Here is a 24595-nt window from a genome sequence, read left to right on the forward strand (position 1 = left end):
CTTCTTTTCCCGCCAGGAGTCAGTCATGGATGCCCAAACCCTTCGCGCCGAAACCTTCAAGGCCCTGCATGAGCGCGATCGTGCGTTCGTAATGCCCAACCCGTGGGACGCCGGCTCAGCGATCATGCTCGCCAGTCTCGGCTTTGAAGCCCTGGCCACCACCAGCGCAGGCTACGCGTTCAGCCTGGGGCGCCCGGATGCCGAAGGGGCGTTGTCCCTGGAAGACACCTTGGTCAATGCCGCAATGATCGCCAAGGCCACGGCGTTGCCGGTGGCCGCCGACCTGGAGAACGGTTTCAGCGACACGCCCGACGGTTGCGCCCAGACCATTTTGCGCGCCGCTGCCTGCGGTATCGTCGGCGGCTCCATCGAAGATGCCACGGGTATCGCCGTCGACCCGATCTATCCCTTTGACCGCTCCGTCGAGCGTGTGGAAGCCGCCGTCGCTGCGGCGCGCAGCCTGCCATTCCGGTTCATGCTGACGGCCCGCGCAGAAAACCTCCTGCATGGTCGCCTGGATTTGCCTGACACTATTCGCCGGCTGCAGGCCTACGCCGAAGCCGGTGCGGACGTGCTCTATGCGCCAGGGCTGCGCAGTGCCGAGGAGGTGCTGGCGCTGGTCAAGGCCGTGGCGCCAAAGCCGGTGAATGTGCTGATGTCCGGCGGTCTGAAGCTCAGCGTGGCGCAGTTGAGCGCGATGGGCGTCAAGCGTATCAGTGTGGGCTCGGCCATGGCGCTGGCGGCGTATGGCGAGTTCTACCGGGCGGCGCAGGAGGTGTACGAGTCTGGCACCTTCACCTTCACCGAACGCTCGATGCCCTACAGTCAGGCCAGTCAATTCTTCAAGGATTAAGCGGTGCGTGTTCTTAAGGCGATGGGGCGCTGTGTTGAGGCTTAAGCAGCCAGGCGCAGGTTGTTGACGACCAGCGGGCGGGCCCAGTGGTAGTCGAAGTCCAGAGCCTTTTGTTGGGCGGCCAGTTCTTCTTGCGGGAACGGTGTGGCGGCCGGTGGCAGCAGGTCCAGTTCGAATTCGGCGATCGGCAAGTGCAGTGGGCGCGGTTGCGGCGCTGGGCCGGGTTCCGGCAGAGGTTGGCCGGCGCTCAGTACGATCGGGCGCACCCAGCCGCTTTCAAAACTCTGCTGGCGCTGCTGGGCAACGATTTCTTCTTGCGGGAACGGCGTGGCGGCCGGTGGCAACAACTCGGTTTCGAATTCGGCGATCGGCAGGAACAGCGGCTCAGGCGGGGCGATCTCGGTGTCTTTCACGTCGCATTCACGTTGGGTGAGGATTTGCGACAGCAGGTCGGCGCCAGCGCTGGGCTCCACTGCTGGGTCCAGCGGCGCTGATGCCTTGGCGGCGAGCGCGTCCGGCGTTTCACCGAGCTGCTCGGCCAGCGCGCGGGCGAAGAAGTCCTGCCACACATGACTGACTCCGGCCAGCGCTTGAGTATTGCGCAGGCCGTAGTTGTTGTGGGTCGGCAGTACACCGATGGTTAGCGGAAGAATGTCTGACATTTTTCTCGGTCGACGCTCAGCTCTGGCAAAATACCTGATCCTTGTTTCTATCGGCCGTTATTGGTCGATCCTTAATATTTTTGAGCGTAGCGATTCATGAGCGAACAACCAGCGGCCAGCCGCATCCAGGTCGAGGCCTTGGCCGACGGCTACCAGGCCCGTGCCGAACAGTGGGCTGCGCTGCTTGGCTTGCCGTTACAGCTGGCGGATGCGGAATTTTCCCTGCAAGTCGGGGAACAAGGCCTGCAGTTGCAACAGCTCGGGCCTGACGCGCCAGGGCCGGTGCGCGTGGATTTTGTCGAAGGCGGCGCGGCGCACCGGCGTTTGTACGGCGGCGGCAGCGGGCAGATGATCGCCAAGGCCGTCGGCATCGCCCAAGGCGTGCGCCCACGGGTGCTGGACGCCACGGCCGGGCTGGGCAAGGACGCGTTCGTGCTGGCCAGCCTGGGCTGCGAGATGAGCCTGATCGAACGTCAGCCGCTGATCGGCGCGTTGCTCGAGGACGGCCTGGCGCGCGCTGCCGATGATTTTGAGGTGGCACCGATCGTGGCGCGGATGACGCTGCTCAAGGGCAATTCCATCGAGGTGATGCTCAACTGGCAAGGCGAGCCGCCCCAGGTGATCTACCTTGATCCGATGTTCCCGCACCGTGAGAAAACCGCCTTGGTGAAGAAGGAAATGCGCCTGTTCCGGCCATTGGTGGGCGACGACGCGGACGCACCGGCCCTGCTGGCGGCGGCGCTGGCCCTGGCCAGCCATCGCGTGGTGGTCAAGCGCCCGCGCAAGGCGCCGTGTATCGAAGGGCCCAAGCCGAGCCATGCGCTGGATGGTAAGTCCAGCCGCTACGACATCTATCCGAAAAAAGCACTCAAGCCCTAAGCCATACGCTACAAGCGGTCACCCGTTGCCGCTTGCAGCGGGTTCTCTGCGATAGGCCCGCATAAACAATCCCACCACATCCTGCACATGGGCTTCGGCCGCGTCCTCGCTTAACTGCCCGCCACAGCCATACAACAAGCAGAAGTTCGCGGTGCCCTTGAGCAGGCAGAAGAAGTGTTCGGCTGCGGTAAAGGGCTTGTCGATGCTCAGCGCGCCGCTCTGGTCGATGCGCCCAAGTAGACGCTCCATGCCTTGCAACATGCGCATCGGCCCGGCTTCGAAGAAGACCTGTGAGAGTTTTACGTCCTGATTGCCGGTGGTCATCATCAGGCGGTGCAGGCTCAACGATTCCTTGCTGTTGATCAGCCGATGGAAGCGTCGCCCGATATTCAGCAGCACCGTCTCCACAGGCACGCCTTCGGGCAGCTCGAAGTACATCACCGGCAACTGTTCTTCGCACTTGGCCACCACGGCTGCGGTGAACAAGGTCTCTTTGTCGGTGAAGTGGCTGTAGACGGTCAGTTTCGATACGCCGGCCTCAAGGGCCACGGCATCCATGCTGGTATTTGCGTAACCGTTGCTCAAAAACAGGATTTTCGCTGCTTCGAGGATTGCCTGGCGTTTTGCCATGTCCTTGGGACGCCCAGGGCTGTTGGTGTTGACGGGATTGTAGGACATTTCCACCTTTAATACTGGACTGGTGAGTTTGGTATTAATAACATACTGCCCAGTATAATTATTCCAAGCTCCATTTGCGAAAGGTCCTTCAGCATGCGCAGCATTCTCTTGCCCCTTGCGTTGCCTGCCAGTCTGCTGGTTTTACTCGCCGCCTGCGGCCATGAAGAATCGGCCCAGACCACCCTCCGCCCGGCCATGGTGGTGCAACCACAGCCTTCGGCGCAGGCGATGGACAGCTATCCGGGCGAGGTGCGCGCGCGGTATGAGCCGGACCTGGCCTTTCGCATCGGCGGCAAGGTCAGCCAGCGGCTGGTGGAAGAGGGCGCGCGGGTCAAGGCCAATCAACCGTTGGCGGAACTCGACCCGCAGGATGTGCGCCTGCAACTGGAAGCCACTCGCGCCCAGGTGACCGCCGCCGAGGCCAACCTGAGGCTGGTGCGTGCCGAGCGTGACCGCTACAAGACCCTGATGGACCGTCAGATGGTCAGCCGTTCCCAGTACGACAATGCGGAAAATCTCTACCGATCGGGTGAAGCACGCCTCAAGCAGATCAAGGCCGAGTTCGATGTATCCAGCAACCAGGCCGGTTATGCCGTACTCCGCGCCCCGCAGGATGGCGTCGTCGCCAAACGCGCGGTGGAAGTCGGCCAGGTGGTCGCCGCGGGCCAGACCGTGTTCACCCTGGCCACCGATGGCGAGCGTGAAGTGCTGATCAGCCTGCCCGAGCAAGGCTTCGGCCGGTTCAAGATCGGTCAGCCGGTGTCGGTCGAATTGTGGAGCCAGCCGGACCAGCGGTTTGCAGGACGTATTCGTGAACTGTCGCCCGCCGCCGATCCGAAATCGCGCACGTTCGCCGCTCGCATCGCGTTCAGCGGTGGCAAGGTTCCGGCAGAACTGGGCCAGAGCGCCCGCGTTTTCATACAGGCCGACGGCGTTATTCCGCTGTCGGTGCCGCTGTCCGCCCTGAGCGCGGAGAACGGCGCGTCCTACGTCTGGCGCGTGCAGCCGGATAACACCCTTGTGCGTACCCCGGTGCGTATCGGTGCCTTTGGCGAAAAAACCGTACCCGTGCTCGAAGGCTTGAGCCCCACCGACTGGGTGATTGCCGCCGGTGTCCATGTGCTCCATGAGGGCCAACAAGTGCGCCCGGTGGATCGCTCCAACCGGGTGGTGAATCTGGCGGTCAAGGAGTAGTCCCCGATGGGTTTCAATCTTTCCGAATGGGCGTTGCGTAATCGCCAGATCGTACTGTTCCTGATGATCCTGCTGGCGGTGGTTGGGACTCTGTCCTACACCAAGCTGGGGCAAAGCGAAGACCCGCCGTTCACCTTCAAGGCCATGGTGATTAAGACCAACTGGCCCGGAGCCACGGCCCAGGAGGTGTCGCGCCAGGTCACCGAACGCATCGAGAAAAAGCTGATGGAGACCGGCGAGTACGAGCGCATTGTCTCTTTCTCGCGCCCCGGCGAGTCCCAGGTCACTTTCGTCGCCCGCGATGCCATGCGCTCGGCGCAGATTCCCGAGCTGTGGTATCAGGTGCGCAAGAAGATCAGCGATATTCGCCAGACCTTGCCGCCGGATATCCAGGGGCCGTTTTTCAACGATGAATTCGGCACCACCTTTGGCAACATCTACGCCCTGACCGGCGACGGTTTTGACTATGCGGTGCTCAAGGACTACGCCGACCGCATCCAGATTCAACTGCAACGCGTGCCGGATGTGGGCAAGGTCGAACTGCTCGGCCTGCAGGATGAGAAGATCTGGATCGAGTTGTCCAACCTCAAACTCGCCACCCTCGGCTTACCGCTGGCCGCCGTACAACAAGCGTTGCAGGAACAGAACGCCGTCTCCACGGCTGGCTTCTTTGAAACCCCGACTGAGCGCGTGCAACTGCGGGTGTCGGGCAATTTCAAGAGTGTGGAAGAGATCCGTAGCTTCCCGATTCGCGTAGGCGACCGCACCTTTCGTATTGGCGATGTGGCCGATATTCACCGTGGTTTCAATGATCCACCGGCACCGCGCATGCGCTATATGGGCGAAGACGCGATCGGTCTGGCCGTCGCCATGCACGAGGGCGGCGACATTCTGGTGTTGGGCAAAGCCCTCGAAGATGAGTTCGCACGCCTGCAGAAGAACCTTCCGGCGGGCATGCAACTGCGCAAGGTGTCGGACCAACCTGCTGCGGTGAAAACCGGTGTCGGAGAATTCGTCCAAGTGTTGGCCGAGGCGCTGGCCATTGTCTTGCTGGTGAGCTTTTTCTCCCTCGGCGTGCGCACTGGCATGGTGGTGGCTTTGGCGATCCCGCTGGTGCTGGCAATGACCTTTGCCAGCATGTATTACCTCGGCATCGGCCTGCACAAGATTTCCCTCGGCGCCCTGGTGCTGGCCCTGGGCTTGCTGGTGGATGACGCGATCATCGCCGTGGAAATGATGGCGATCAAAATGGAACAGGGTTACGACCGGCTTAAAGCGGCCAGTTTCGCCTGGACCAGTACCGCGTTCCCGATGCTGACCGGTACGCTGATCACGGCGGCCGGCTTCCTGCCGATTGCCACCGCGCAATCGAGTACTGGTGAATACACTCGCTCGATCTTCCAGGTGGTGACCATCGCGTTGCTCGCCTCGTGGATCGCTGCCGTGGTGTTCGTGCCGTATCTGGGTGAAAAACTCCTGCCGGACCTGGCGAAAATTCATGCGGCCAAACACGGTGCCGACGGTCCCGATCCTTACGGCACGCCGTTCTACCAGCGCGTCAGACGTTTGGTGGGGTGGTGCGTCACTCGACGCAAGACCGTGATCGTCCTGACCCTGCTGCTGTTTATCGGCTCGGTCGCACTGTTTCGTTTTGTGCCGCAACAGTTCTTCCCGGCTTCCGGCCGCCTGGAGTTGATGGTCGACCTGAAACTCGCCGAGGGCGCGTCCCTGAGCAACACCGCTGGCCAGGTCAAGCGCCTGGAAGCCCTGCTCAAGGAGCACGCCGGTATCGACAACTACGTGGCCTATGTCGGCACCGGCTCGCCGCGCTTCTATCTGCCTCTCGACCAGCAACTGCCGGCCGCCAGCTTTGCGCAATTTGTGGTGTTGGCCACGTCCATCGAGGAGCGCGAAAGCCTGCGTATCTGGTTGATCCAAACCCTCAACGAGCATTTTCCCGAGTTGCGTTCACGCGTCACACGCCTGGAAAACGGCCCTCCCGTGGGTTACCCGGTGCAGTTTCGCGTGACCGGCGAGCACATCGACGAAGTCCGTGCGCTGGCGCGGAAAGTGGCGGCCAAGGTGCGCGAAAATACCCACGTGGTGAACGTGCATTTGGACTGGGAGGAGCCGAGCAAAGTCGTCTACCTCAATATTGACCAGGACCGCGCGCGCGCCCTCGGTGTGAGCACCGCCAACCTGTCGAAATTTCTGCAGAGTTCTCTGACCGGTGCCAGCGTCAGCCAGTACCGGGAGGACAACGAGTTGATCGAAATCCTCCTGCGCGGCACCGTTTACGAGCGCACCGAACTGTCGCTGCTGCCCAGCCTGGCCGTACCGACGGACAACGGTAAAAGCGTTGCGCTGTCGCAGATCGCGACCCTCGAATACGGCTTCGAAGAAGGCATCATCTGGCACCGCAACCGCCTGCCCACGGTGACCGTGCGCGCCGACATCTACGGCAAGGAACAGCCGGCGACCCTGGTTCAGCAGATCCTGCCGACCCTCGAAGGCGTGCGCGCCGAACTGCCGGACGGCTACCTGCTGGACGTCGGCGGTACCGTCGAGGATTCCGCCCGTGGGCAGAATTCGGTCAAGGCCGGCGTGCCGCTGTTTATCGTGGTGGTGCTGACGTTGCTGATGCTGCAACTACGCAGCTTCTCACGCACGGTGATGGTATTTCTTACGGCGCCCTTGGGCCTGATCGGGGTCACGCTGTTCCTGCTGGTGTTCCGCCAACCCTTCGGCTTCGTGGCCATGCTCGGCACCATCGCCCTGTCAGGGATGATCATGCGCAACTCGGTGATCCTGGTGGACCAGATCGAACAGGACATCAAGGCTGGACTGGCGCCGTGGCAGGCGATTATCGAAGCCACCGTCCGACGCTTCCGGCCGATTGTTCTCACTGCCCTTGCGGCGGTACTGGCGATGATCCCGCTGTCCCGCAGTGTGTTCTTCGGACCGATGGCGGTGGCGATCATGGGCGGGTTGATTGTGGCGACGGCGTTGACCCTATTGTTCCTGCCAGCCCTGTATGCTGCGTGGTTCCGAGTGAGGAAGGACGTCGCATAATCATGCTGGCCACTGTTTCAGCCTTAGTGTTGTTGTTGCTCGCCCCCGGCCCGACCAACACCCTGCTTTTCCGCGCAGGGGTGTTGTTCGGGTTTCGGGCTTCGTGGAAGCTGGCCTTCATCGAGTGCCTGGCGTACCTGTTACAAGTGTCGCTGTGGGGCTCGGCGTTGCTCTACCTTTCGGCATATGCCCCGTGGGCCTTGAAATTGACGCAGTTGGCCGCCGGCGCTTACTTGCTTTTAGTGTCGTATCAGTTGTGGTTACGCAAAAAAGCTCAGGACGTTCCAACCCAGGATCGATTCACCGGGTTGTCCTTTTTCTGGTTGACGGTGATGAATCCCAAGGGGTTGTTGATTGCCTCATTGATCGCGCCGATCAATACCTTTACCACTTGGGCCGGTTACCTGGTTTTCATGAGCGCCCTTGCGCTGGTCGTAGTGCCGGTAGGGGCGGCCTGGATAGCGTTCGGTGCAGGGGTCGTCGGGCGTCAACAGGGTTGGTTGAGTCCGCTTGCGATCAATCGGGTCGCTGCCATCGCCATTGGCTGTTTTGCCACGCTTCTACTGGGTCGCCTGGCTGACTCGATTTTCAACTGAAGCGACGCAGTATTTCACACGCAGGAAGGAACCGTTTTTACCCTTGCGTCCACACAGGATTAGCCGACCGAGCGGTTCCCGCGTATGAGATGCGGGGCGGGGAGTTGGCTTTAATCTGAATAGGACGGGGTGTGTATGCTGTTACCTTTGCTGGCGTTACCGATGCAATTCGCGGGCTCGATGCTTGGGCTTGGAAATATGTTTGGACAGAATCAGCCAAACGCCAATCGCGATATCAATATTAATATCAACAACGATAACCATAACGTCAATGCGGCTTCGTCCAGCGCTCATAGCGCGCACATGTCTCACGGGGCCGCCCGACGCGCTTCGCACATCCACTATTGAGCCTATTCGTCAACGCCGCCGGGCGTGAGCGTGGGGCGCTGGGTTCGGGGACTTGATAGACGGTTCGGCGAAAAAAAACAAGGCCCTGACGATGTCAGGGCCTTTTTTCTGCTCACCTCGTGTGGCGTTAAAGCGCGCCAAACACCTTCTTCGCCAAACTGGTCGCCGCAGCGGCCGGGTTTTTGCGAATCGTCTCTTCCTGCTGCGCAATCATCTTGAACAAACCATCCAGCGCTTGTTCCGTCACGTAGTTTTCGACGGTGGCACTGTTGGCATCGACCGCGCCAAACGCTGCGGCCTTGCCTGCCAGGGCGTTGTACTGCTGGGCCACGCCGACCTTGTCGGTGGCGGCCTTAACGATCGGCAGGAACTTGGCGCGGATGGCTTCGCGGCTGCTTTTGTTCAGGTACTGGGTGGCCGAGTCCTGGCCGCCGGTGAGGATGCCCTTGGCGTCGGTCACGCTCATGTTTTTCACCGCGTTGACCAGGATTGGCTGGGCCTGGGTCACGGCGGTCTCAGCGGCTTTGTTCATGCTGGTTTCGAGCTGCTCGACCTGGTCACCCATGCCGAACATCTTCAGCTTGTCGGCGACTTTGCCCAGTTTTCCCGGGAGGCCGATCTTGACTTCGGGGTTGTTGCTGAAACCACCCGGTACACCCAGTTGTTTCACGGCGATCTGCGCGCCTTGGGTCAAAGCATCCTTGAGGCCGCCGGTGGCGTCGCCCTGGGACAGGCTGCCAAGGGACAGCGCCATGGCATTGGCACCGAGCAGCAGGCCGGCGCACAGGGCAGTGAGGCGAAGGGAATTACGGAGCATGGACGCTTCCTTATGATCTGCAAATAATCAGTGTGCGACCGCATCAACCCGCAGGCGCAGCGGTTGGGAGTCTTGAGCATTGAGTTGCACGGTGTGCCGCTCGGTGGTGATAAACAGTAGCTTGCCATCCACTTCGATGCGAGCGCTGACCGAGTAACTGTGGCCCGGCTTGACCTGGGCCGGGTCGTAGCTCAAGTGGAACGGCAGCGGCACCTGGCCTTTGACCGGGCCTTTCTGCTCGGCCAGGGTCACGGCCGGAGCGTCCATCAGCGATACGTCCTGCAGGCTGACGCTCAAGATGGCCGTCGGCGGCAGCGCGATGCGTTGCAGGTAGAACACTTCGCCATCAAGGCTGGCCTTGGGCGCGGGGTTCATCGAATGACAGGCTCCGAGCAGGGCGGTCAGGCCCAGGAGGATGATCTTTTTCATGGTGTAGCTCCTTTTCAACGGCGCCGTAACCCTGCGACGCCTTATTCAATCTAGCGGCTTTATTCCGGTTTGAGGGCTTCAGCTTCGACCGGCGCTTCGGCCGCGCCGTCGACGCGATGCAGGGCGACCTGACGGATCGACAAACGAATCTCGGCCGGCAGCACCCGTTTCGCCGCGCCCTCAGCCAGATCACCGAGCTGGTCGTGATAGCTCAACTTGCCGGCTTCGTCGCGGCGCAGCACATCTTGCTCCAGCAACGTCTGAATAAAATGTCGGAAAAGGCTCTTGTCGAAGAACTCCGGGGCGTTGAGGCCATGCAGGATCGATAGGCGCTGGGCCATGATCGTACACAGGTCTTCCAGCTCTTCGGCGCTGATGCTGCTCTGGCCGCTGTTGAGCAGCAGCGAGATCGCCATGTAGAAGCGTTGCAGGGTCTGGGCGATGCTTTTGGACAGCAGTGTCAGCAGCACAAAGTGCCGCGAACTTGGCGCCGGGCGCAGGTACACGTTGTTCTCGAAGCGCAGCAGGCCTTGTTCGACAAACGCCTCCAGCCATTGGTCGACCACCGGGTCCAGTTCCTCCAGCGACCAGCGGATAAACAGCTCCGATTGCAGGTACGGGTACAGCGCATGGGTGTAGCGCAGAATCTGCTCGCGGCTCATGCGCGAGCTGCTCTGGAAGAAGCTCGCCAGCAGCGCCGGCAAGGCAAAGATGTGCAGCACGTTATTGCGGTAGTAGGTCATCAGGACGGCGTTTTGCTCGTCCAGGTACAGAATCTTGCCGAGGGCATCGCTCTGTTCCGACAGCAGGTTCATGTCCTTGACGTGCTTGATCAGCGCCATACCATCACCCTCGGGCAGGGTGGTATGGGGCGAGTAGGGCACACGGCGCAGCAGCGCCAGGTACAGGTCCAACTGGCGGGCCATGGCCTGTTCATCCAGGGCCAGGCGCGTGGTCGACAGCAACGCCAGGGCCACCAGGTTCACCGGGTTGATCGCGGCCGCTTCGTTCAAATGGCGCGCCACCTGTTCGCTGAGGCGGTTGGTGGTTTGGTTGAGCCACGCCGGTTTGTAGTGCGGCCCCAGTTCCTGTGCGCGCCAGCCCGGTTGCTCGGCATCGAGGAATTGCGCCAGTTTGATCGGTTCACCGAAGTTGACGGCGACCTGACCAAAACGCTGCTTGAGCGCACCGATGACCTTGAAAATATCGAAGATCGACTCTTTCTTCTTGCTCGCGCCGCGCAACTCACCGAGGTAGGTGCGGCCTTCGAGCACTCGCTCATAGCCGATATACACCGGCACGAACACGATCGGCATACGCGAGGAGCGCAGGAAACTGCGCAACGTGATCGCCAGCATGCCGGTTTTCGGTTGCAGCATGCGCCCGGTGCGCGAGCGTCCGCCTTCGACGAAGTACTCCACCGGGAAACCTTTGGTGAACAGGGTGTGCAGGTACTCGTTGAACACCGAGGTGTACAGCGGGTTGCCCTTGAAGGTGCGCCGCATGAAAAACGCACCGCCGCGGCGCAGCAGGCTGCCGATCACCGGCATGTTCAGGTTGATGCCGGCGGCAACGTGCGGCGGTGTCAGGCCGTTCTTGAACAGCAGGTAGGACAGTAGCAGGTAGTCGATGTGGCTACGGTGACAGGGGACGTAGATCACTTCGTAACCCTGGGCAACCTTTTGCACGCCCTCGATGTTGTTGACCTTGATGCCGTCGTAGATTTTGTTCCAGAACCAGCTCAGCACCACTTCCAGGAAGCGGATCGCGGTGTAGGTGTAGTCCGAGGCAATTTCATTGCCGTAGCGCAGCGCCTGGGCCTTGGCTTTTTCCGGGCTGATCTTCTCGCGTTCAGCTTCATCAAGGATGGCCTGGCGCACCAGCGGCATATTCACCAGGCCCTTCACCAGGTTACGGCGGTGGGACAGGTCGGGGCCGATCACTGCGGTTTTCAGGTTACGAAAGTGTACGCGCAGGATGCGTTGGGCCATGCGCACGGTGCGTTCGTGGCCTTTATTGTGCTCGATCAATTCACGCAGGTTGATTGGCGCGGAGAATTGCACGCGGGTCTTGCGCCCTAGAATCAGGATGCTCAGCAGCCGGCGCAGGCGCCCGGTGACGGCCCAGCTGTCGGCGAACAGCAGTTTCCATGGGCTGGACTCGCTGTCGGGCGACTGCCCCCAGAACACGCTGACCGGAATGATTTGTGCATTCTCTTGTGCGTGTGCGCTGAGGGTGTTGACCAGGCGGGTCAGGGTGGGCGGCGCGCCGCGCTTGTCCTGGCGGCCGAGCCAGTCGGGCTCCGGCGTGAGGTAGAAGAATGCCGCAGGTTCCAGCAACGGGCCGACCGCTACCGGCAGCACCGGGCGCGGCAGGCCGGCCTTGGTGCACTCGGTATCGACCACGGCCAATTCGGTGAGCGAGGGTGATTGCAGGACGTAGAACACCGGCCGGCTGCGGTCGAGGTTAAGGGTAAGGGCCGACTGGTTGATCGTCTCTGAGCGAACCCAGAGGTACAACAGTCGGCGCAAGGTGCCAAACACCAGACGGCGGAACGGGGAGCGGGTCATAGGCGAGCTGCTTCAAGTGGAAAAAACCGAGCAAGTGCTCGGGCGGGTAGTGTGCCGTATTCGCCGAAAATCGGCAAAAAAGCAGCGATGTAAAGTTGAGTTGATCGTTTTTGAGCCTGTCATATACTCGGCAGTTCAACGCGAGCGACTCAACAATAACAATCATGTGGGAGTGAACAGATGACAACGCGCGAAACCGGTAATGTGAAGTGGTTCAACGATGCCAAGGGGTATGGTTTTATTCAGCGTGAAGACGGCAAGGATGTGTTTGTACACTACCGCGCCATTCGCGGTGAAGGTCACCGTTCCCTGGCCGAAGGCCAGCAGGTGGAATACGCCGTGGTGAGCGGCGAGAAGGGCTTGCAGGCGGAGGATGTAGTCGGTTTGTAATGCGGATTTTTGTTACAGCCTAGAAGCCATGTGGGAGGGGGCAAGCCCCCTCCCACATTTTGATTGGGTTCACACATTCAGATCAGGTGGTTTTCCAGGTGATTTGCTCTTCACCGTCTGTGCTGATCCGAATCCAGGTGTCGGCGCTTTCCTCACCTTCTTCCTCTACCCAACTCCCCGGCGCGCAACGCACTTCAACGTTCAGCGCGGCAAAGGCGGCGCGGGCGCAGGCGATGTCGTCTTCCCACGGGGTTTTGTCGCTTTCCAGGAACAGGCTGTTCCATTTGCCTACCGCCTTGGGCAGCCAGGTCACCGGCACGTCGCCGGCTTTGCACTTGTAGGTCTGGCCGCGTTGGACCCAGTCGGAGCAAGGACCCAGGGCGGCGCCCAGCCAGGCGGCGATGGCCTTGTAGTCGACGTCGGCGTCCTTCAGGTAAATCTCGATATCAGGTTGGCGCATGGATGTTCCTCGTTGCGGGATTCGAAAATCCATTCGCGGATTCAGGGTGGGCGTAGTGCCCGAAAAGTCGGTTATTGAAGCACGAAATAGTCGTAGCGCATCGATACGGTGACCAGCAGCGGTTCGACGGCCTCGATCACCTCGGTGCGGCGCTCGGCGCTGGCGCGCCAGCCGTGAGGCGTCATGGCCAGCAGGTTGGCACGGTCCTTCGGCTCCGCCAGGCTCAGCGTGAACTCGAGGGTTTCGCTGTGCTGCAGGCTCATACCGTCCGGCACCAGGGCCAGGTGTTTGTCGTCGGTGTACTCGCGCACTTCGTCGTACAACCGCTCGCGCAGCTCCATCAGGTGGCCGCGGGTCGGGCCGACTTTCATCAAGCCGCCGCCGGGGCTGAGCAGGCGTTTGGCCTCTTGCCAGTCCAACGGGCTGAACACGCTGGCGAGAAACTGGCAACTGGCATCGGCCAACGGCACGCGGGCCATGCTGGCGATCAACCAGGTCAGCGCCGGGTTGCGCTTGCACGCACGCTTGACCGCTTCCTTGGAAATATCCAGGGCATAGCCGTCGGCGTGGGGCAGGGCGTCGGCGATTTGGGCGGTGTAGTAACCCTCGCCACAGCCGATGTCCACCCAGCGCTGCGGTGCTTGTTCCGCGGCCAGTTGTGCCAGGCGCGTGGCCACCGGGGCATAGTGCCCGGCGTTGAGGAAGTCGCGGCGCGCCTCGACCATGGCGAGGTTATCGCCCGGGTCGCGGCTGTTTTTATGCTGCACCGGCAACAGGTTCAGGTAACCCTGGCGCGCGCGGTCGAAACGGTGCCCGGCCGGGCACGCCACGCCATTGTCCACCGCGTTGAGCGGTGCGCTGCAAATGGGGCAGGCTAGCATCAGGCGAGCAACTTGATCAGGGTCTGGTAGTAGATCTCGGTCAGCACGTCGAGGTCGCTGGCCAGAATGCGTTCGTTGACCTGATGGATCGTCGCGTTGACCGGGCCCAACTCGACCACCTGGGTGCCCAGGGTCGCAATGAAGCGCCCGTCGGACGTGCCACCGCTGGTGGACGCCTGGGTCTCGCGGCCAGTGATCGCCTTGATGCTGGCGGACACCGCATCGAGCAAGGCACCCGGCTCGGTGAGGAACGGCAGGCCGGACAGCGCCCAGTCCACGTGCCAGTCCAGGCCGTGCTTGTCGAGGATCGCGGCGACGCGCTGTTGCAGGCCGTCCACGGTGGATTCGGTGGAGAAGCGGAAGTTGAACACCGCCGTCAGCTCGCCGGGGATCACGTTGGTGGCGCCGGTGCCGGCGTTGAGGTTGGAGATCTGAAAGCTGGTCGGCGGGAAGAAGGTGTTGCCGTCGTCCCAATGCTCGGCGGCCAGTTCAGCCAGTGCCGGGGTGGCCAGGTGGATCGGGTTCTTCGCCAGGTGCGGGTAGGCCACGTGACCTTGCACGCCGCGCACGGTCAGGGTGGCGCCGAGCGAGCCACGACGGCCGTTCTTGACCACATCGCCGACCAGGCTGGTGCTTGACGGTTCGCCGACGATGCACCAGTCCAGACGCTCTTTGCGCGCGGCCAGGCGTTCGATCACGGCCTTGGTGCCGTGGTGCGCCGGGCCTTCTTCATCGCTGGTGATCAGGAAGGCCACCGAACCCGTGTGGTCCGGGTAGTCCTGCACAAAGCGCTCCGATGCCACCAGCATCGCCGCCAGGCTGCCTTTCATGTCCGCCGCGCCACGGCCGCAGAGCATGCCGTGGTCGTCGATCAGCGCGTCGAACGGGTCGTTCTGCCAGGCCTGCACCGGGCCGGTCGGGACCACGTCGGTGTGGCCGGCAAAGCACAGCACCGGGCCGTCGTGCTTGCCGTGGGTGGCCCAGAAGTTGTCCACGTTTTCGATGCGCATCGGCTCAAGCTGGAAACCGGCGTCGCCCAGGCGCTGCATCATCAGCTTTTGGCAATCGGCGTCGATCGGCGTCACCGAGGGGCGGCGGATCAGGTCGATGGCAAGTTGAAGGGTCGGCGAAAGGTCGGCATGGGCCGTCATGGGGGGAACTCCGGAGCTTTTATAGGTGAGCAGGCAAGGCACACAAAACGGCCGTTATCTTATAGCAAAACGGCGGCCAGAGGCCGCCGTTTAGTGCATTGCGCAAGTTTTTACAGCGCGGTGGCCGGCTCTGCCTTCGGCGCCGGTTTGGGCAGCGACGACAGGAACGCCATGATCAACGCCGCCACATACGGCAGTGATTGCACCAGCAGCATCACCACCCAGAAGCGCATGTCGGCGCTCGGCAGGCCCTGCACCAGGTAGATGCCCAGCGCAGCGCCCCACAACAGCAGCATGATGAACATCTCTTCGCGGGCTTCGGAAATCGCTACCCAGAAGCCGTGGTTATCCGCGTTTTTCGGTGTACGAAAGAACGGAATGCTGGTGGTGAAGAAGCCATACAGCACCGCTTTGGCGATGGTGTGCGACAACGCCAACCCGGCCAGGGCCGCACAGAACGCGTCCTTGAGGTTTACCCCCACGGCGCGGCGGTACAGGAAGATGATCTTGCCCACCTTGAACACGAACAACGCCAACGGCGGGATCGCGAAAATCAGCAGCGGCGGGTCGACCCGGGTCGGCACGATGATCATCGCCGCCGACCACAACAGCGCGCCGACGGTGAAGAAGATGTTCATGCCATCTGCCACCCACGGCAACCAGCCCGCGAGGAAGTGGTAGCGCTGGCCACGGGTCAGCTCGGTGTCCTTGCCGCGCAACAGGCTGGCGGTGTGACGCTTGATGATCTGGATCGCGCCATAGGCCCAGCGGAAACGCTGTTTCTTGAAGTCGATGAAGGTGTCGGGCATCAGGCCTTTGCCGTAGCTGTCGGGGTAATACGCGGCCGACAGGCCTTTCTCGAACACACGCAGGCCAAGTTCGGCGTCTTCGCAGATGCACCAGTCGGCCCAGCCCAGCTCTTCGAGCACCGAGCGACGGGTCATGGTCATGGTGCCGTGCTGGATGATCGCGTCGCGGTCGTTGCGGGTGACCATGCCGATATGGAAGAAGCCTTTGTATTCGGCGTAGCAGAGCTTCTTGAAGGTGCTTTCGTTCTGGTCGCGGTAATCCTGTGGCGACTGCACCACGGCGATTTTCGGGTCGGCGAAGTGCGGCACCATGTGCTTGAGCCAGTTCGGCGACACGCAGTAGTCCGAGTCGATCACCGCGATCACTTCGGCATCCTTGGCGGTGTGCGGGATCAGGTAGTTCAGCGCGCCGCCCTTGAACCCGGCCAGGGGCGAAACGTGGAAGAACTTGAAGCGTGGGCCCAGGGTTGCGCAGTAGTCGCGCACCGGTTCCCACACCGCCGGGTCCTTGGTGTTGTTGTCGATGATCAGGACTTCGTAGTCCGGATAGTCGAGGGCGGCCAGGGCATCGAGGGTCTGTTTGACCATCTCTGGCGGCTCGTTGTAGCACGGCACATGGATCGACACTTTCGGACGGTAGTCCGAGTCCCCCACGACCGGCAGGAATTGACGCCGACGCTTGTGGGTCCAGACCGCTTCCGCCAGTTCATGGGCTTCGGCCAGCAGCACGATAAACACGCCCAGGGCGCCGAGTGCCAGGAGGAAACCCACCGTCAGGCTGAACCAGGTGCTGTATTGCTGGCTGTAGTCGTAGCCGATCCACACCAGCACCGAGCCGCACAGGAACGCGGTAAAAGTCAGGAAGGTCCGGCCGCGTTGACGCAGGGCCGAGCCGTCGATCATCAGCAGGGTCAACGACAGCAGTGCAAGCACCACCGAGCCGATGGCCAGCACGCGCCATTGCGGGATCGCGACCACTGGCCCTTCGAAGTTGAATTTTTGCTGGCGTGCGGCGTTGTACACGCCCCAGTAAGCGCCGACCGAGCCTTCGTCGCTGGCTTTCCACGGCTGGTCGAAGGCCTCGATCACGAAGTAGTTGAAGCCCTGGCGGTTGAGCTTGTTGACCAGCGTGCGCAGGTAAATTGCCTGGTCGGCGGGGGACGCATCAGCACCGCCACGCATGCGGCCGTTGCTCGGCCAGCCGACTTCCGACAGCAGCAGCGGCTTTTTCGGGAAGGCCTTCTTCAGATCCCGTGCACGGTCGAGTACGAATTGGCCGGCCTGGGCCACCGGAATGTGTTCCCAGTACGGCAGGATGTGCGCGGCGATCAGGTCGACGTGCTTGGCCAACTGCGGGTTGTGCTCCCAGATGTGCCACTGCTCGGAGGTGGTCACCGGCACCTTGACGGCGGCGCGCACGCGATCCAGCAGCACGATCAGTGCTTCAGGGGTGATTTCTTCACGGAACAGCGCTTCGTTGCCGACCACCACGCGCACGACACTGCGCGAGCTGTTGGCGATCTCGATGGCGCGCTGGATCTCGCGTTCGTTGCGCTCCAGGTCCGGGCTGATCCAGATCCCCAGGGTGACGCGCAGGCCGAACTCTTCCGCCAGCTTGGGGATATCCCCCAGGGTGCCGTCGACCGAGTAGGTACGGATGTTGTCCGTCAGCTTGCTCATGATCGCAAGATCCTGACGCATCTGGTCGTCGGTCGGGTACTGGTCTTTCTGTGGGTACTGGCCTTGCTGAAACGGCGAGTAGGAAAAACCGGAGATCTGTTCAGGCCAGTTGGGGGTGGTGACCGGGCGGTTGATCAGCGCCCAGAAGCCGGTGAACAGTGCGGCAATTGCCAGCACCACCACCAGGTTGAGTCCAAATTTACGCGATGACATGGTGATTTCGGGTTCCAAAAGGTGTGGAACGAAAAGAGGTGTCGGCCTACACCGAACGGCGCGCATCCTACACCGGCCCTTCCCTGAGCGTACAGCAGACTGAGAAAAGCCGGACGTTAGTCCGCGAATGACCAGCTAAGTTCTTTACTTGTATCGCGAAGTTTCGAACTTGTCGTGGCAAAGCCCTATAATGCGCGCCGGTTTTTGGGGTAATGGTCATGAGTACAGAAGATCCGCGGTTTGCAGGCGTCGCCCGGTTGTATGGCATTGAAGGCCTGGAGCGCTTGAAAGCGGCCCATGTGGCGATCGTTGGCGTCGGCGGCGTAGGCTCATGGGCGGCGGAAGCCATCGCCCGTTGTGGGGTGGGCGAGATCTCGCTGTTTGATTTGGATGATGTTTGCGTCAGCAACAGCAACCGCCAGTTGCATGCCCTGGACAGCACCGTGGGCAAACCCAAGGTCGACGTGATGGCTGAGCGCCTGCGCGGCATCAACCCGGATTGCACGGTGCATGCGGTGGCGGACTTCGTCACCCGCGACACCATGGCCGAGTACATCACCCCCAACATCGACTGCGTGATCGACTGCATCGACGCCGTCAACGCCAAGGCGGCACTGATCGCCTGGTGCAAGCGCCGCAAGATCCAGATCATCACCACTGGCGGTGCTGGCGGGCAGATCGACCCGACGTTGATCCAGGTCTGCGACTTGAACCGCACCTTCAACGACCCGCTCGCCTCGAAAGTGCGCTCCACCCTGCGCCGTGACTATGGTTTCTCGCGCACGGTGACCCGTCATTACAGCGTGCCGTGTGTGTTCTCCACCGAGCAACTGCGCTACCCGAAGCCGGACGGCAGCATCTGTTTGCAGAAGAGTTTTGTTGGCGACGGGGTAAAGCTGGACTGCGCCGGCGGGTTTGGCGCGGTGATGATGGTGACGGCCACCTTCGGCATGGTGGCGGCGACCAAGGCGGTGGACAAGATTGTGGCCGGGGTGCGCCGGCCTTCCGAGCGAGTCAAACCTTCTTAAATCTCAAGGCCTTGCTCCATTCAAATGTGGGAGGGGGCTTGCTCCCGATGGCAGAGTGCCAGTCACTGAATACATTGACTGAACCACCGCTATCGGGGGCAAGCTCCCTCCCACATTTGGTTTTATGTACGGCTTAGTTCGCGCATGCGCTGCAGCACGGCATTCAGGCCATTGCTGCGCGACGGCGACAACTGGCGCGACAGCCCCAGTTGATTGAACCAATCCGGCAAGTCGACCGCCTGCAACTCGGCAGCCGAGAGCCCGTTGACCCGCGCCAGCAGCAACGCCACCAGCCCGCGAATCATGCGCGCATCGCTGCTGGCGGCGAACTGCCAATGGCCGTCGGATAAACGCCCCACCAACCACACCAGGCTCTCGCAGCCCTGCACTAGGTGGGTGTCGACTTTGTCTGCATCCGCCAATGCCGGCAGCCGCTCGCCCCATTGCATCAGCAGGCGCGCGCGTTGCTCCCAACTGCCCACCGCCTGAAACGACTCAAGCGCGCTGACTGCCTCGACCGGCAGGCTCATCGCAGCATATCCAGCGCCTGGTCCAGCGCTTCAAAGAAGCGCTCCAGATCATCGGAATCGTTGTACAGCGCCAGGGATACGCGAATCGCCCCCGACAAGTGCATCGCCTTGAGCAGCGGCATTGCGCAATGATGGCCGGCGCGCACGGCAATGCCCTGCTCGGTCAGCAAGTGAGCAAGATCGGCGTTATGCACGCCTTCCACCACGAAACTGACCAACGCCACCTGCGGCGCGCCGAGCACGCGCACGCCATTGCGCGCTTTCAGCCCGCGCAACAGGTAGTCGTGCAGCGCAGCTTCGTGGGCGATGACCGCCGGTTGACCCAGTGAATTCAGGTAATCCAGGCTGGCACCCAGGCCGATCACGCTGGCAATCGGTGGGGTGCCGGCCTCGAACCCCAGCGGCGCAGGGCGGAAGCTGGCGTTGTGGTAATCGGCCTGTTGCACCATTTCGCCGCCGAACTGCCAGTGGCGCAACTGATGCAGGGCTTGGGTGCGGCCATACAGCACGCCGACGCCGTCCGGGCCGTAGAGTTTGTGGCTGGAAAATACGTAGAAGTCGCAGCCCAGGGCTTGCACGTCGTGGCGGCCATGGACGATGCCCTGGGCGCCATCGACCACGCTCAGCGCGCCCTCGGCCTTGGCCATTGCCAGCAGGTGTTCCAGCGGTTGCCAGGTGCCCAGCACGTTGGACAGTTGGCTCACCGCCAGCAGGCGTGTGCGCGGGCCGATCCGCGCGGCGGCAGCCTCAAGGTCGATCATGCCGTCGTCGCCAACGGGCAGGATCACCAGTTCCAGCGCGCGACGTTTGGCCAGTTGCTGCCAGGGCAGCAGGTTGGCGTGGTGTTCCAGGGCGCTGATGACAATTTCATCGCCCGCATTGAATAAGTGCTCGAGGCCATAGGCCAAGAGGTTCAGCGCCGACGTCGCGCCATGAGTGAAGACGATGTGCCCGCTGTCTCCTGCATTCAACCACTGCGCGACCTTGCTGCGACTGTTCTCGAAGGCCTGGGTCGCATGGGCGCCCGGCAAATGTTGGGCACGGTGAACGTTGGCGGCGCCATTGGTGTAGTAATGGCTGATCGCGTCCAGCAGGGCTTGGGGTTTTTGCGCGGTGGCGGCGCTGTCCAGATAGGTCTGGTCTTGCCGTTGCAGGGTGGCGATGGCCGGAAAGTCGACGCGCCAGGGGGAGGGCACAAGCATGGTGTTCAAGACTCGTATAAGCGAGCCCCGGTGCGGGGCTCGCTAGTGGCATCGAGTCGCTGCTTAGTTGTGAGCGTGCAGCGCTTCGTTCAGTTCGATGGCCGATTTGTGGGTTTTGCACTCCACGGCACCGGTCTCGGAGTTACGGCGGAACAGCAGGTCCGGCTGGCCGGCCAGCTCACGCGCCTTGACCACTTTAACCAGTTGGTTGCGCTCGTCGAGCAGCGCAACCTTGGTCCCGGCGGTGACGTACAGGCCCGATTCCACGGTGTTGCGGTCGCCCAGCGGGATACCGATACCGGCGTTGGCGCCGATCAGGCAGCCTTCGCCGACCTTGATCACGATGTTGCCGCCACCCGACAAGGTGCCCATGGTGGAGCAGCCGCCGCCGAGGTCCGAGCCTTTGCCGACAAATACGCCTGCCGAGACACGGCCTTCGATCATGCCCGGGCCTTCGGTGCCGCCGTTGAAGTTGACGAAACCTTCGTGCATCACGGTGGTGCCTTCGCCCACGTAGGCGCCCAGGCGGATACGCGCCGCGTCAGCGATACGCACGCCGCTTGGTACGACGTAATCGGTCATTTTCGGGAACTTGTCCACCGAGAACACTTCCAGCAGCTCGCCACGCAGGCGCGCTTCCAGTTGGCGTTCGGCCAGCTCATTGATGTCGATCGCGCCCTGGCTGGTCCAGGCCACGTTCGGCAACTGCGGGAATACACCGGCCAGGCTCAGGCCGTGGGGCTTGACCAGGCGATGGGACAGCAGGTGCAGCTTGAGGTAGGCCTCAGGCGTGGAGGTCAGTGCGGCGTCTTCGGCCAGCAGGGTGGCGACCAGCGGGGTATGGCTTTCAGCCAGGCGGTTCAGCAGGGCCGCTTGGGTCGCGTCGACGCCTTTGAGTGCGTCCGCCAGTTGCAGGGCTTGGGCGACGGTGAACGTGATCGCCTGGTTGCCTTCGCTGTAACCGAGGATCGGCGCGATGGCTGCGACGATTTCTGCCGACGGGTGGAGCAAGGGTTGTGCGTAAAACACTTCCAGCCAAGCACCTTGGCGGTTCTGAGTGCCGACGCCGAAGCCCAGGCTGAACAGGGAATTGGACATGCTGTTACCTCTACAAAAATGGAATGGCTGGCCTACTTGAGGGCCGCCGAATAAGTGTCTGGCTTGAAGCCAATCAGGGTTCTGTCACCGAGATCAAGCACTGGGCGCTTGATCATCGACGGTTGTGCGAGCATCAATTCAATGGCTTTCGACTGATCGAGATCGGCTTTGCGTTCGTCTTCGAGTTTGCGAAAGGTGGTGCCCGCACGGTTCAAAACCACCTGCCAACCGTGCTCGTTGCACCATTGGGTCAAGTGTTCGCGGTCGATACCGGCCGTTTTGTAGTCGTGGAACGCATAGCTCACGCCGTGCTCGTCGAGCCAGGTGCGCGCTTTTTTCATGGTGTCGCAGGCTTTGATGCCGAAAAGGTGCAACGTTTTGCTTGATACGGTCAAGGAATTGCCCCCCTTTGGACCAATGAAAATGAAAGGTCTCGGATTATGCCACGACCAGCGGGTTTGGGTGCCGCTCGTCTCTAGCGTGGATTGCCCAGTGCGACTATTGTGCGAAAGCCATCGCACAGCATAGGCGGCTAATATGGCACTTCAAGGGTGAGTTGTTGCCTGATGTGCGTCGTTGCAAGTCGATTGTCCGGGAAACCCGCGTTATGCAAACCGCCTACACCGTTCTTATCCTGCTGATGCTGGTCAGCGTTTCGCGTCTGGTCTGGCGAGTCATCCCGCTGCCGTTACCCCTCGTGCAGATTGCCGCCGGGGCCTTGCTGGCCTGGCCCACGCTGGGGCTGCATGTCGCGTTGGACCCGGAGTTGTTCCTGTTTCTGTTCCTGCCGCCGCTGCTGTTCTCCGATGGCTGGCGCATGCCCAAGCGCGAATTGTGGCGCCTGCGCGGGCCGATTCTGACGCTGGCGGTAGGGCTGGTGCTGTTTACCGTGGTCGGCGCCGGCTACTTCATTCATTGGCTATTGCCTTCGATTCCGTTGCCGGTGGCCTTTGCCCTGGCGGCGGTGTTGTCGCCGACGGACGCCGTGGCGGTGTCGGCCATTTCCCAGAACCGTTTACCCACGCCCTTGATGCATATGCTCCAGGGCGAGGCCTTGATGAACGATGCCACGGGCCTGGTGACGTTCAAGTTCGCCCTGGTGGCAGCCTTGACCGGGGTGTTTTCCCTGGCGGATGCCAGCCTGACCTTTGTACTGGTGGCCATGGGCGGTCTGGCGGTTGGGATTGCGTTGAGCTGGCTGGTGGGGCGCCTGCGTGTCTGGATGATTGCGCGAGGGTGGGACGACCCGGCCACCCACGTTGTGTTCATGTTGCTGCTGCCGTTTGCCGCCTATGTTCTGGCCGAACGCCTGGGCGCATCGGGCATTCTCTCGGCGGTGGCGGCGGGCATGATGCAAAGCTGGCTGGACCTGCTGCCCCGCCAGACCAGCACGCGCTTGCTCAATCGCAGTGTGTGGTCGCTGCTGGAGTTTGCCTTCAATGGCTTGATTTTCCTGCTATTGGGTCTGCAACTGCCGGACATTATCAAGGCGGTGGTGAGTCATGAAACCACGCTGTGGCCGACCCTGCTGTATCGCTGCCTGGACGTGATCGCGATCTTCCTGGTGCTGTTGGTATTGCGGTTCATCTGGGTGCAAAGCATCTGGCGTCTGTCGGGTGTGCTCCGGCGCCTGCGTGGGAAAAGCGAGCTTACCCTGGTGCCGACGGCGCGCTCCTGCTGGCTGTTGACCGTTGGCGGCGTGCGCGGGGCGGTGACGTTGGCCGGTGTGATGTCGGTACCCTTGCTGCTGGCGCCGGGCGAGGCATTCCCGCAGCGCGATCTGTTGATCTTTATCGCGGCCGGGGTAATCCTGCTGTCGCTCGTTGCGGCGTGTATTGCGTTGCCGCTGCTGCTGCGCGGCATTGAAAAAAGCCCCGATGAAAAACATCACAATGAAGTGCGCGAGGCTTGGAAAAAGACCGCCGTGGCCGCGATCCATGCGCTTGAGGTCGAAGATCCTACCGAGAGCGCTCCCGCGGACGCCGCTCAGGCCGCACTGGCTACCGAGCTGAAGGCGCGACTGATGTCGGAATATCGGCATCAGTTGGATGTCTTTAACGACTCCGCCGAAGCCCAGGCGCTCGCGTTGCAGATGGACCAACTGGAGCGAAAACTGCGGCTCAAGGCCCTGCGCGCGCAGCGCTTGGAGTTGTATAGCCTGAGCCGTCATCACCGGATTGGGGATGACGTGTTGAGGGAAGTGTTGAGCGAGCTGGATATGAGTGAAGCGAACCTGGGATCGCCGAAGTAGGCAATTGGCTGTCGCTGCGCCCCATGCCCCCGACGCTGAGTGCGCAACGCCTTAAACGGTGCAGTCGAAGTCGGCATCACGAAAGCGTGGATGATGGATCACGGGTGGCATGGGCGCTGCTTGAGGGTAGGCTTTTTTGGCCCAGGTAATGTCTCCGTCACTCAGTGACCTGTTCTCGATGTGCTCCCGCTTTCCATCGGTCAGGTCCGGGCTGACGGCATAGTGCATGACCGATTCAGGGTCATAAGGCAGCAAGTCATAAGCGCTGCTCCGCGTCAGCGGCAGGATGTTGTCCTGTACCGCATACGGGTTGGTGGTGCCTCGGTAGGCCGCGTGGATATTTTCACGGTTCCAGGGGATGTTGGCATCGGGATGCTGGTGGGCGTGATGGGCGCCCAGCATGTGCCCGAATTCATGTATGACGATGTATTCGAAGCGGGGGTCGTTGTGATTCATGGGCAGGCTCATGGTCGGCATCCAAAACGGTATGTTTCGCGCATCGGTGCCTATGGATGAAGCGCCACCGTCACCGCCGTCGCCCGGCGGGTTCTGTGCGATACGGATATCGCCTCGCTCGCCCGAGACAAAATCAAACTTCAAATTGATGTGGGGCAGCCAATGGCTGGCGGCTTTTTTGACGGCCAGCACGTATTTATCGTCCATTTCATACTCATACATGGCGATCGTGAGGGTCGTGTTTTGGGGCCAGTATTTGCCGGGTTCACCGACATTGCGCCGGCTTCTCGAAAGACTGTGCGTTGGCGTGGCGCTACCGGCGCTTTCGACAGGCGGCCGGAGCGTGCT

Annotated in this window: 23 protein-coding genes; 9 read left to right on the plus strand and 14 right to left on the minus strand. The window is 61.7% G+C overall.

Translation table 11 applies throughout. The annotated features are described in order from the left end of the window. The first annotated feature begins 25 nt into the window (after positions 1-25). A complete protein-coding gene (locus P3S72_RS07485; RefSeq protein WP_276196825.1) occupies positions 26-853 on the plus strand; it encodes an isocitrate lyase/phosphoenolpyruvate mutase family protein in 828 nt (275 codons plus the stop codon). A 41-nt stretch (positions 854-894) separates the two neighbouring features. Here the strand turns inward: P3S72_RS07485 and P3S72_RS07490 are convergent, their stop codons facing one another. Next, on the minus strand, positions 895-1515 hold the full coding sequence (locus P3S72_RS07490; protein WP_276196826.1) for an energy transducer TonB: 621 nt from the start codon (positions 1513-1515) through the stop codon (positions 895-897). Positions 1516-1611: 96 nt separating this feature from the next. Between P3S72_RS07490 and P3S72_RS07495 the strand changes: the two genes are divergently transcribed. After that, positions 1612-2394 carry a class I SAM-dependent methyltransferase gene (locus P3S72_RS07495; RefSeq protein WP_276196827.1) on the plus strand — a complete coding sequence of 261 codons (783 nt, stop codon included), beginning with the start codon at positions 1612-1614 and terminating at the stop codon, positions 2392-2394. An 18-nt stretch (positions 2395-2412) separates the two neighbouring features. Here P3S72_RS07495 and P3S72_RS07500 read toward each other — a convergent pair whose 3' ends face one another. Beyond that, positions 2413-3072 carry a TetR/AcrR family transcriptional regulator gene (locus P3S72_RS07500; RefSeq protein WP_276196828.1) on the minus strand — a complete coding sequence of 220 codons (660 nt, stop codon included), beginning with the start codon at positions 3070-3072 and terminating at the stop codon, positions 2413-2415. 93 nt (positions 3073-3165) lie between these two features. Between P3S72_RS07500 and P3S72_RS07505 the strand changes: the two genes are divergently transcribed. From P3S72_RS07505 to P3S72_RS07520, 4 genes are all read left to right on the plus strand, one after another. After that, positions 3166-4266, plus strand: coding sequence for an efflux RND transporter periplasmic adaptor subunit (locus tag P3S72_RS07505; RefSeq protein WP_276196829.1), 1101 nt, complete (start codon positions 3166-3168; stop codon positions 4264-4266). A 6-nt stretch (positions 4267-4272) separates the two neighbouring features. Beyond that, a complete protein-coding gene (locus P3S72_RS07510; RefSeq protein WP_276196830.1) occupies positions 4273-7338 on the plus strand; it encodes an efflux RND transporter permease subunit in 3066 nt (1021 codons plus the stop codon). 2 nt (positions 7339-7340) lie between these two features. Then, on the plus strand, positions 7341-7934 hold the full coding sequence (locus P3S72_RS07515) for a threonine transporter RhtB (RefSeq protein WP_276196831.1): 594 nt from the start codon (positions 7341-7343) through the stop codon (positions 7932-7934). 135 nt (positions 7935-8069) lie between these two features. After that, positions 8070-8282 (plus strand): hypothetical protein, encoded by a 213-nt coding sequence (locus tag P3S72_RS07520; protein WP_276196832.1) that lies wholly within the window; start codon positions 8070-8072, stop codon positions 8280-8282. Positions 8283-8409: 127 nt separating this feature from the next. Here the strand turns inward: P3S72_RS07520 and P3S72_RS07525 are convergent, their stop codons facing one another. From P3S72_RS07525 to plsB, 3 genes are read right to left on the minus strand one after another with little or no spacing between them, the layout of a single operon-like run. Further along, positions 8410-9099, minus strand: a complete 690-nt coding sequence (locus P3S72_RS07525) for a DUF4197 domain-containing protein (RefSeq protein ID WP_276196833.1) — start codon at positions 9097-9099, stop codon at positions 8410-8412. 27 nt (positions 9100-9126) lie between these two features. Next, positions 9127-9528, minus strand: a complete 402-nt coding sequence (locus P3S72_RS07530; protein ID WP_276196834.1) for a YbaY family lipoprotein — start codon at positions 9526-9528, stop codon at positions 9127-9129. A gap of 59 nt (positions 9529-9587) precedes the next feature. Then, entirely contained in the window at positions 9588-12098 is a 2511-nt protein-coding gene (gene plsB / locus P3S72_RS07535; protein ID WP_276196835.1) for a glycerol-3-phosphate 1-O-acyltransferase PlsB, read from the minus strand. 180 nt (positions 12099-12278) lie between these two features. On the opposite strand from plsB, the gene P3S72_RS07540 reads away from it, so the two are divergent. Beyond that, complete coding sequence (locus P3S72_RS07540; protein ID WP_017844724.1) at positions 12279-12488, plus strand: cold-shock protein; 210 nt, start codon at positions 12279-12281, stop codon at positions 12486-12488. 82 nt (positions 12489-12570) lie between these two features. On the opposite strand, the gene P3S72_RS07545 is transcribed toward P3S72_RS07540, so the two are convergent. From P3S72_RS07545 to P3S72_RS07560, 4 genes are all read right to left on the minus strand, one after another. Beyond that, complete coding sequence (locus P3S72_RS07545) at positions 12571-12948, minus strand: hypothetical protein (RefSeq protein WP_276196836.1); 378 nt, start codon at positions 12946-12948, stop codon at positions 12571-12573. Positions 12949-13019: 71 nt separating this feature from the next. Continuing rightward, a complete protein-coding gene (locus P3S72_RS07550; protein WP_276196837.1) occupies positions 13020-13829 on the minus strand; it encodes a putative RNA methyltransferase in 810 nt (269 codons plus the stop codon). Then, positions 13829-14980 (minus strand): succinyl-diaminopimelate desuccinylase, encoded by a 1152-nt coding sequence (dapE, locus tag P3S72_RS07555; RefSeq protein ID WP_276196838.1) that lies wholly within the window; start codon positions 14978-14980, stop codon positions 13829-13831. Before dapE ends, P3S72_RS07550 begins: the two co-directional genes overlap by 1 nt. A gap of 110 nt (positions 14981-15090) precedes the next feature. Beyond that, positions 15091-17682, minus strand: coding sequence for a glycosyltransferase (locus P3S72_RS07560; RefSeq protein WP_276196839.1), 2592 nt, complete (start codon positions 17680-17682; stop codon positions 15091-15093). Positions 17683-17894: 212 nt separating this feature from the next. Here P3S72_RS07560 and tcdA point away from each other — a divergent pair, with 212 nt between their 5' ends. Beyond that, positions 17895-18710 carry a tRNA cyclic N6-threonylcarbamoyladenosine(37) synthase TcdA gene (tcdA, locus tag P3S72_RS07565; RefSeq protein WP_247399537.1) on the plus strand — a complete coding sequence of 272 codons (816 nt, stop codon included), beginning with the start codon at positions 17895-17897 and terminating at the stop codon, positions 18708-18710. 122 nt (positions 18711-18832) lie between these two features. Here the strand turns inward: tcdA and P3S72_RS07570 are convergent, their stop codons facing one another. The 4 genes from P3S72_RS07570 to P3S72_RS07585 form a co-directional block, all read right to left on the minus strand. Beyond that, positions 18833-19240 (minus strand): SufE family protein, encoded by a 408-nt coding sequence (locus tag P3S72_RS07570; RefSeq protein ID WP_247399533.1) that lies wholly within the window; start codon positions 19238-19240, stop codon positions 18833-18835. Further along, entirely contained in the window at positions 19237-20442 is a 1206-nt protein-coding gene (locus P3S72_RS07575; protein ID WP_276196840.1) for a cysteine desulfurase, read from the minus strand. The genes P3S72_RS07570 and P3S72_RS07575 overlap by 4 nt, the downstream gene beginning before the upstream one ends. Positions 20443-20505: 63 nt before the next feature. Further along, entirely contained in the window at positions 20506-21540 is a 1035-nt protein-coding gene (dapD, locus tag P3S72_RS07580; protein ID WP_247399528.1) for a 2,3,4,5-tetrahydropyridine-2,6-dicarboxylate N-succinyltransferase, read from the minus strand. A gap of 32 nt (positions 21541-21572) precedes the next feature. Beyond that, positions 21573-21935 (minus strand): ArsC family reductase, encoded by a 363-nt coding sequence (locus P3S72_RS07585; RefSeq protein ID WP_276196841.1) that lies wholly within the window; start codon positions 21933-21935, stop codon positions 21573-21575. A 212-nt stretch (positions 21936-22147) separates the two neighbouring features. Here P3S72_RS07585 and P3S72_RS07590 point away from each other — a divergent pair, with 212 nt between their 5' ends. After that, positions 22148-23791, plus strand: coding sequence for a Na+/H+ antiporter (locus P3S72_RS07590; protein WP_276196842.1), 1644 nt, complete (start codon positions 22148-22150; stop codon positions 23789-23791). 51 nt (positions 23792-23842) lie between these two features. On the opposite strand, the gene P3S72_RS07595 is transcribed toward P3S72_RS07590, so the two are convergent. Then, positions 23843-24454 carry a M12 family metallopeptidase gene (locus tag P3S72_RS07595; protein WP_276196843.1) on the minus strand — a complete coding sequence of 204 codons (612 nt, stop codon included), beginning with the start codon at positions 24452-24454 and terminating at the stop codon, positions 23843-23845. Positions 24455-24595: the final 141 nt, after the last annotated feature.

Source organism: Pseudomonas sp. D3 (assembly GCF_029320995.1).
In the GTDB taxonomy this organism is placed as follows: Bacteria; Pseudomonadota; Gammaproteobacteria; order Pseudomonadales; family Pseudomonadaceae; genus Aquipseudomonas; species Aquipseudomonas paraveronii.

Excerpts from the sequence above, each read along its gene's own strand:
- P3S72_RS07500 (WP_276196828.1), bottom strand. The coding sequence starts at position 3,072 with ATGTCCTACAATCCCGTCAACACCAACAGCCCTGGGCGTCCCAAGGAC.
- P3S72_RS07560 (WP_276196839.1), bottom strand. The coding sequence starts at position 17,682 with ATGTCATCGCGTAAATTTGGACTCAACCTGGTGGTGGTGCTGGCAATT.
- P3S72_RS07525 (WP_276196833.1), bottom strand. The coding sequence starts at position 9,099 with ATGCTCCGTAATTCCCTTCGCCTCACTGCCCTGTGCGCCGGCCTGCTG.
- P3S72_RS07490 (WP_276196826.1), bottom strand. The coding sequence starts at position 1,515 with ATGTCAGACATTCTTCCGCTAACCATCGGTGTACTGCCGACCCACAAC.
- P3S72_RS07575 (WP_276196840.1), bottom strand. The coding sequence starts at position 20,442 with ATGCTTGTGCCCTCCCCCTGGCGCGTCGACTTTCCGGCCATCGCCACC.
- P3S72_RS07510 (WP_276196830.1), top strand. The coding sequence starts at position 4,273 with ATGGGTTTCAATCTTTCCGAATGGGCGTTGCGTAATCGCCAGATCGTA.
- P3S72_RS07545 (WP_276196836.1), bottom strand. The coding sequence starts at position 12,948 with ATGCGCCAACCTGATATCGAGATTTACCTGAAGGACGCCGACGTCGAC.
- P3S72_RS07495 (WP_276196827.1), top strand. The coding sequence starts at position 1,612 with ATGAGCGAACAACCAGCGGCCAGCCGCATCCAGGTCGAGGCCTTGGCC.
- dapD (WP_247399528.1), bottom strand. The coding sequence starts at position 21,540 with ATGTCCAATTCCCTGTTCAGCCTGGGCTTCGGCGTCGGCACTCAGAAC.
- P3S72_RS07515 (WP_276196831.1), top strand. The coding sequence starts at position 7,341 with ATGCTGGCCACTGTTTCAGCCTTAGTGTTGTTGTTGCTCGCCCCCGGC.
- plsB (WP_276196835.1), bottom strand. The coding sequence starts at position 12,098 with ATGACCCGCTCCCCGTTCCGCCGTCTGGTGTTTGGCACCTTGCGCCGA.
- dapE (WP_276196838.1), bottom strand. The coding sequence starts at position 14,980 with ATGACGGCCCATGCCGACCTTTCGCCGACCCTTCAACTTGCCATCGAC.
- P3S72_RS07485 (WP_276196825.1), top strand. The coding sequence starts at position 26 with ATGGATGCCCAAACCCTTCGCGCCGAAACCTTCAAGGCCCTGCATGAG.
- P3S72_RS07540 (WP_017844724.1), top strand. The coding sequence starts at position 12,279 with ATGACAACGCGCGAAACCGGTAATGTGAAGTGGTTCAACGATGCCAAG.
- P3S72_RS07550 (WP_276196837.1), bottom strand. The coding sequence starts at position 13,829 with ATGCTAGCCTGCCCCATTTGCAGCGCACCGCTCAACGCGGTGGACAAT.
- P3S72_RS07505 (WP_276196829.1), top strand. The coding sequence starts at position 3,166 with ATGCGCAGCATTCTCTTGCCCCTTGCGTTGCCTGCCAGTCTGCTGGTT.
- P3S72_RS07595 (WP_276196843.1), bottom strand. The coding sequence starts at position 24,454 with ATGGACGATAAATACGTGCTGGCCGTCAAAAAAGCCGCCAGCCATTGG.
- P3S72_RS07530 (WP_276196834.1), bottom strand. The coding sequence starts at position 9,528 with ATGAAAAAGATCATCCTCCTGGGCCTGACCGCCCTGCTCGGAGCCTGT.
- P3S72_RS07520 (WP_276196832.1), top strand. The coding sequence starts at position 8,070 with ATGCTGTTACCTTTGCTGGCGTTACCGATGCAATTCGCGGGCTCGATG.
- tcdA (WP_247399537.1), top strand. The coding sequence starts at position 17,895 with ATGGTCATGAGTACAGAAGATCCGCGGTTTGCAGGCGTCGCCCGGTTG.
- P3S72_RS07570 (WP_247399533.1), bottom strand. The coding sequence starts at position 19,240 with ATGAGCCTGCCGGTCGAGGCAGTCAGCGCGCTTGAGTCGTTTCAGGCG.
- P3S72_RS07590 (WP_276196842.1), top strand. The coding sequence starts at position 22,148 with ATGCAAACCGCCTACACCGTTCTTATCCTGCTGATGCTGGTCAGCGTT.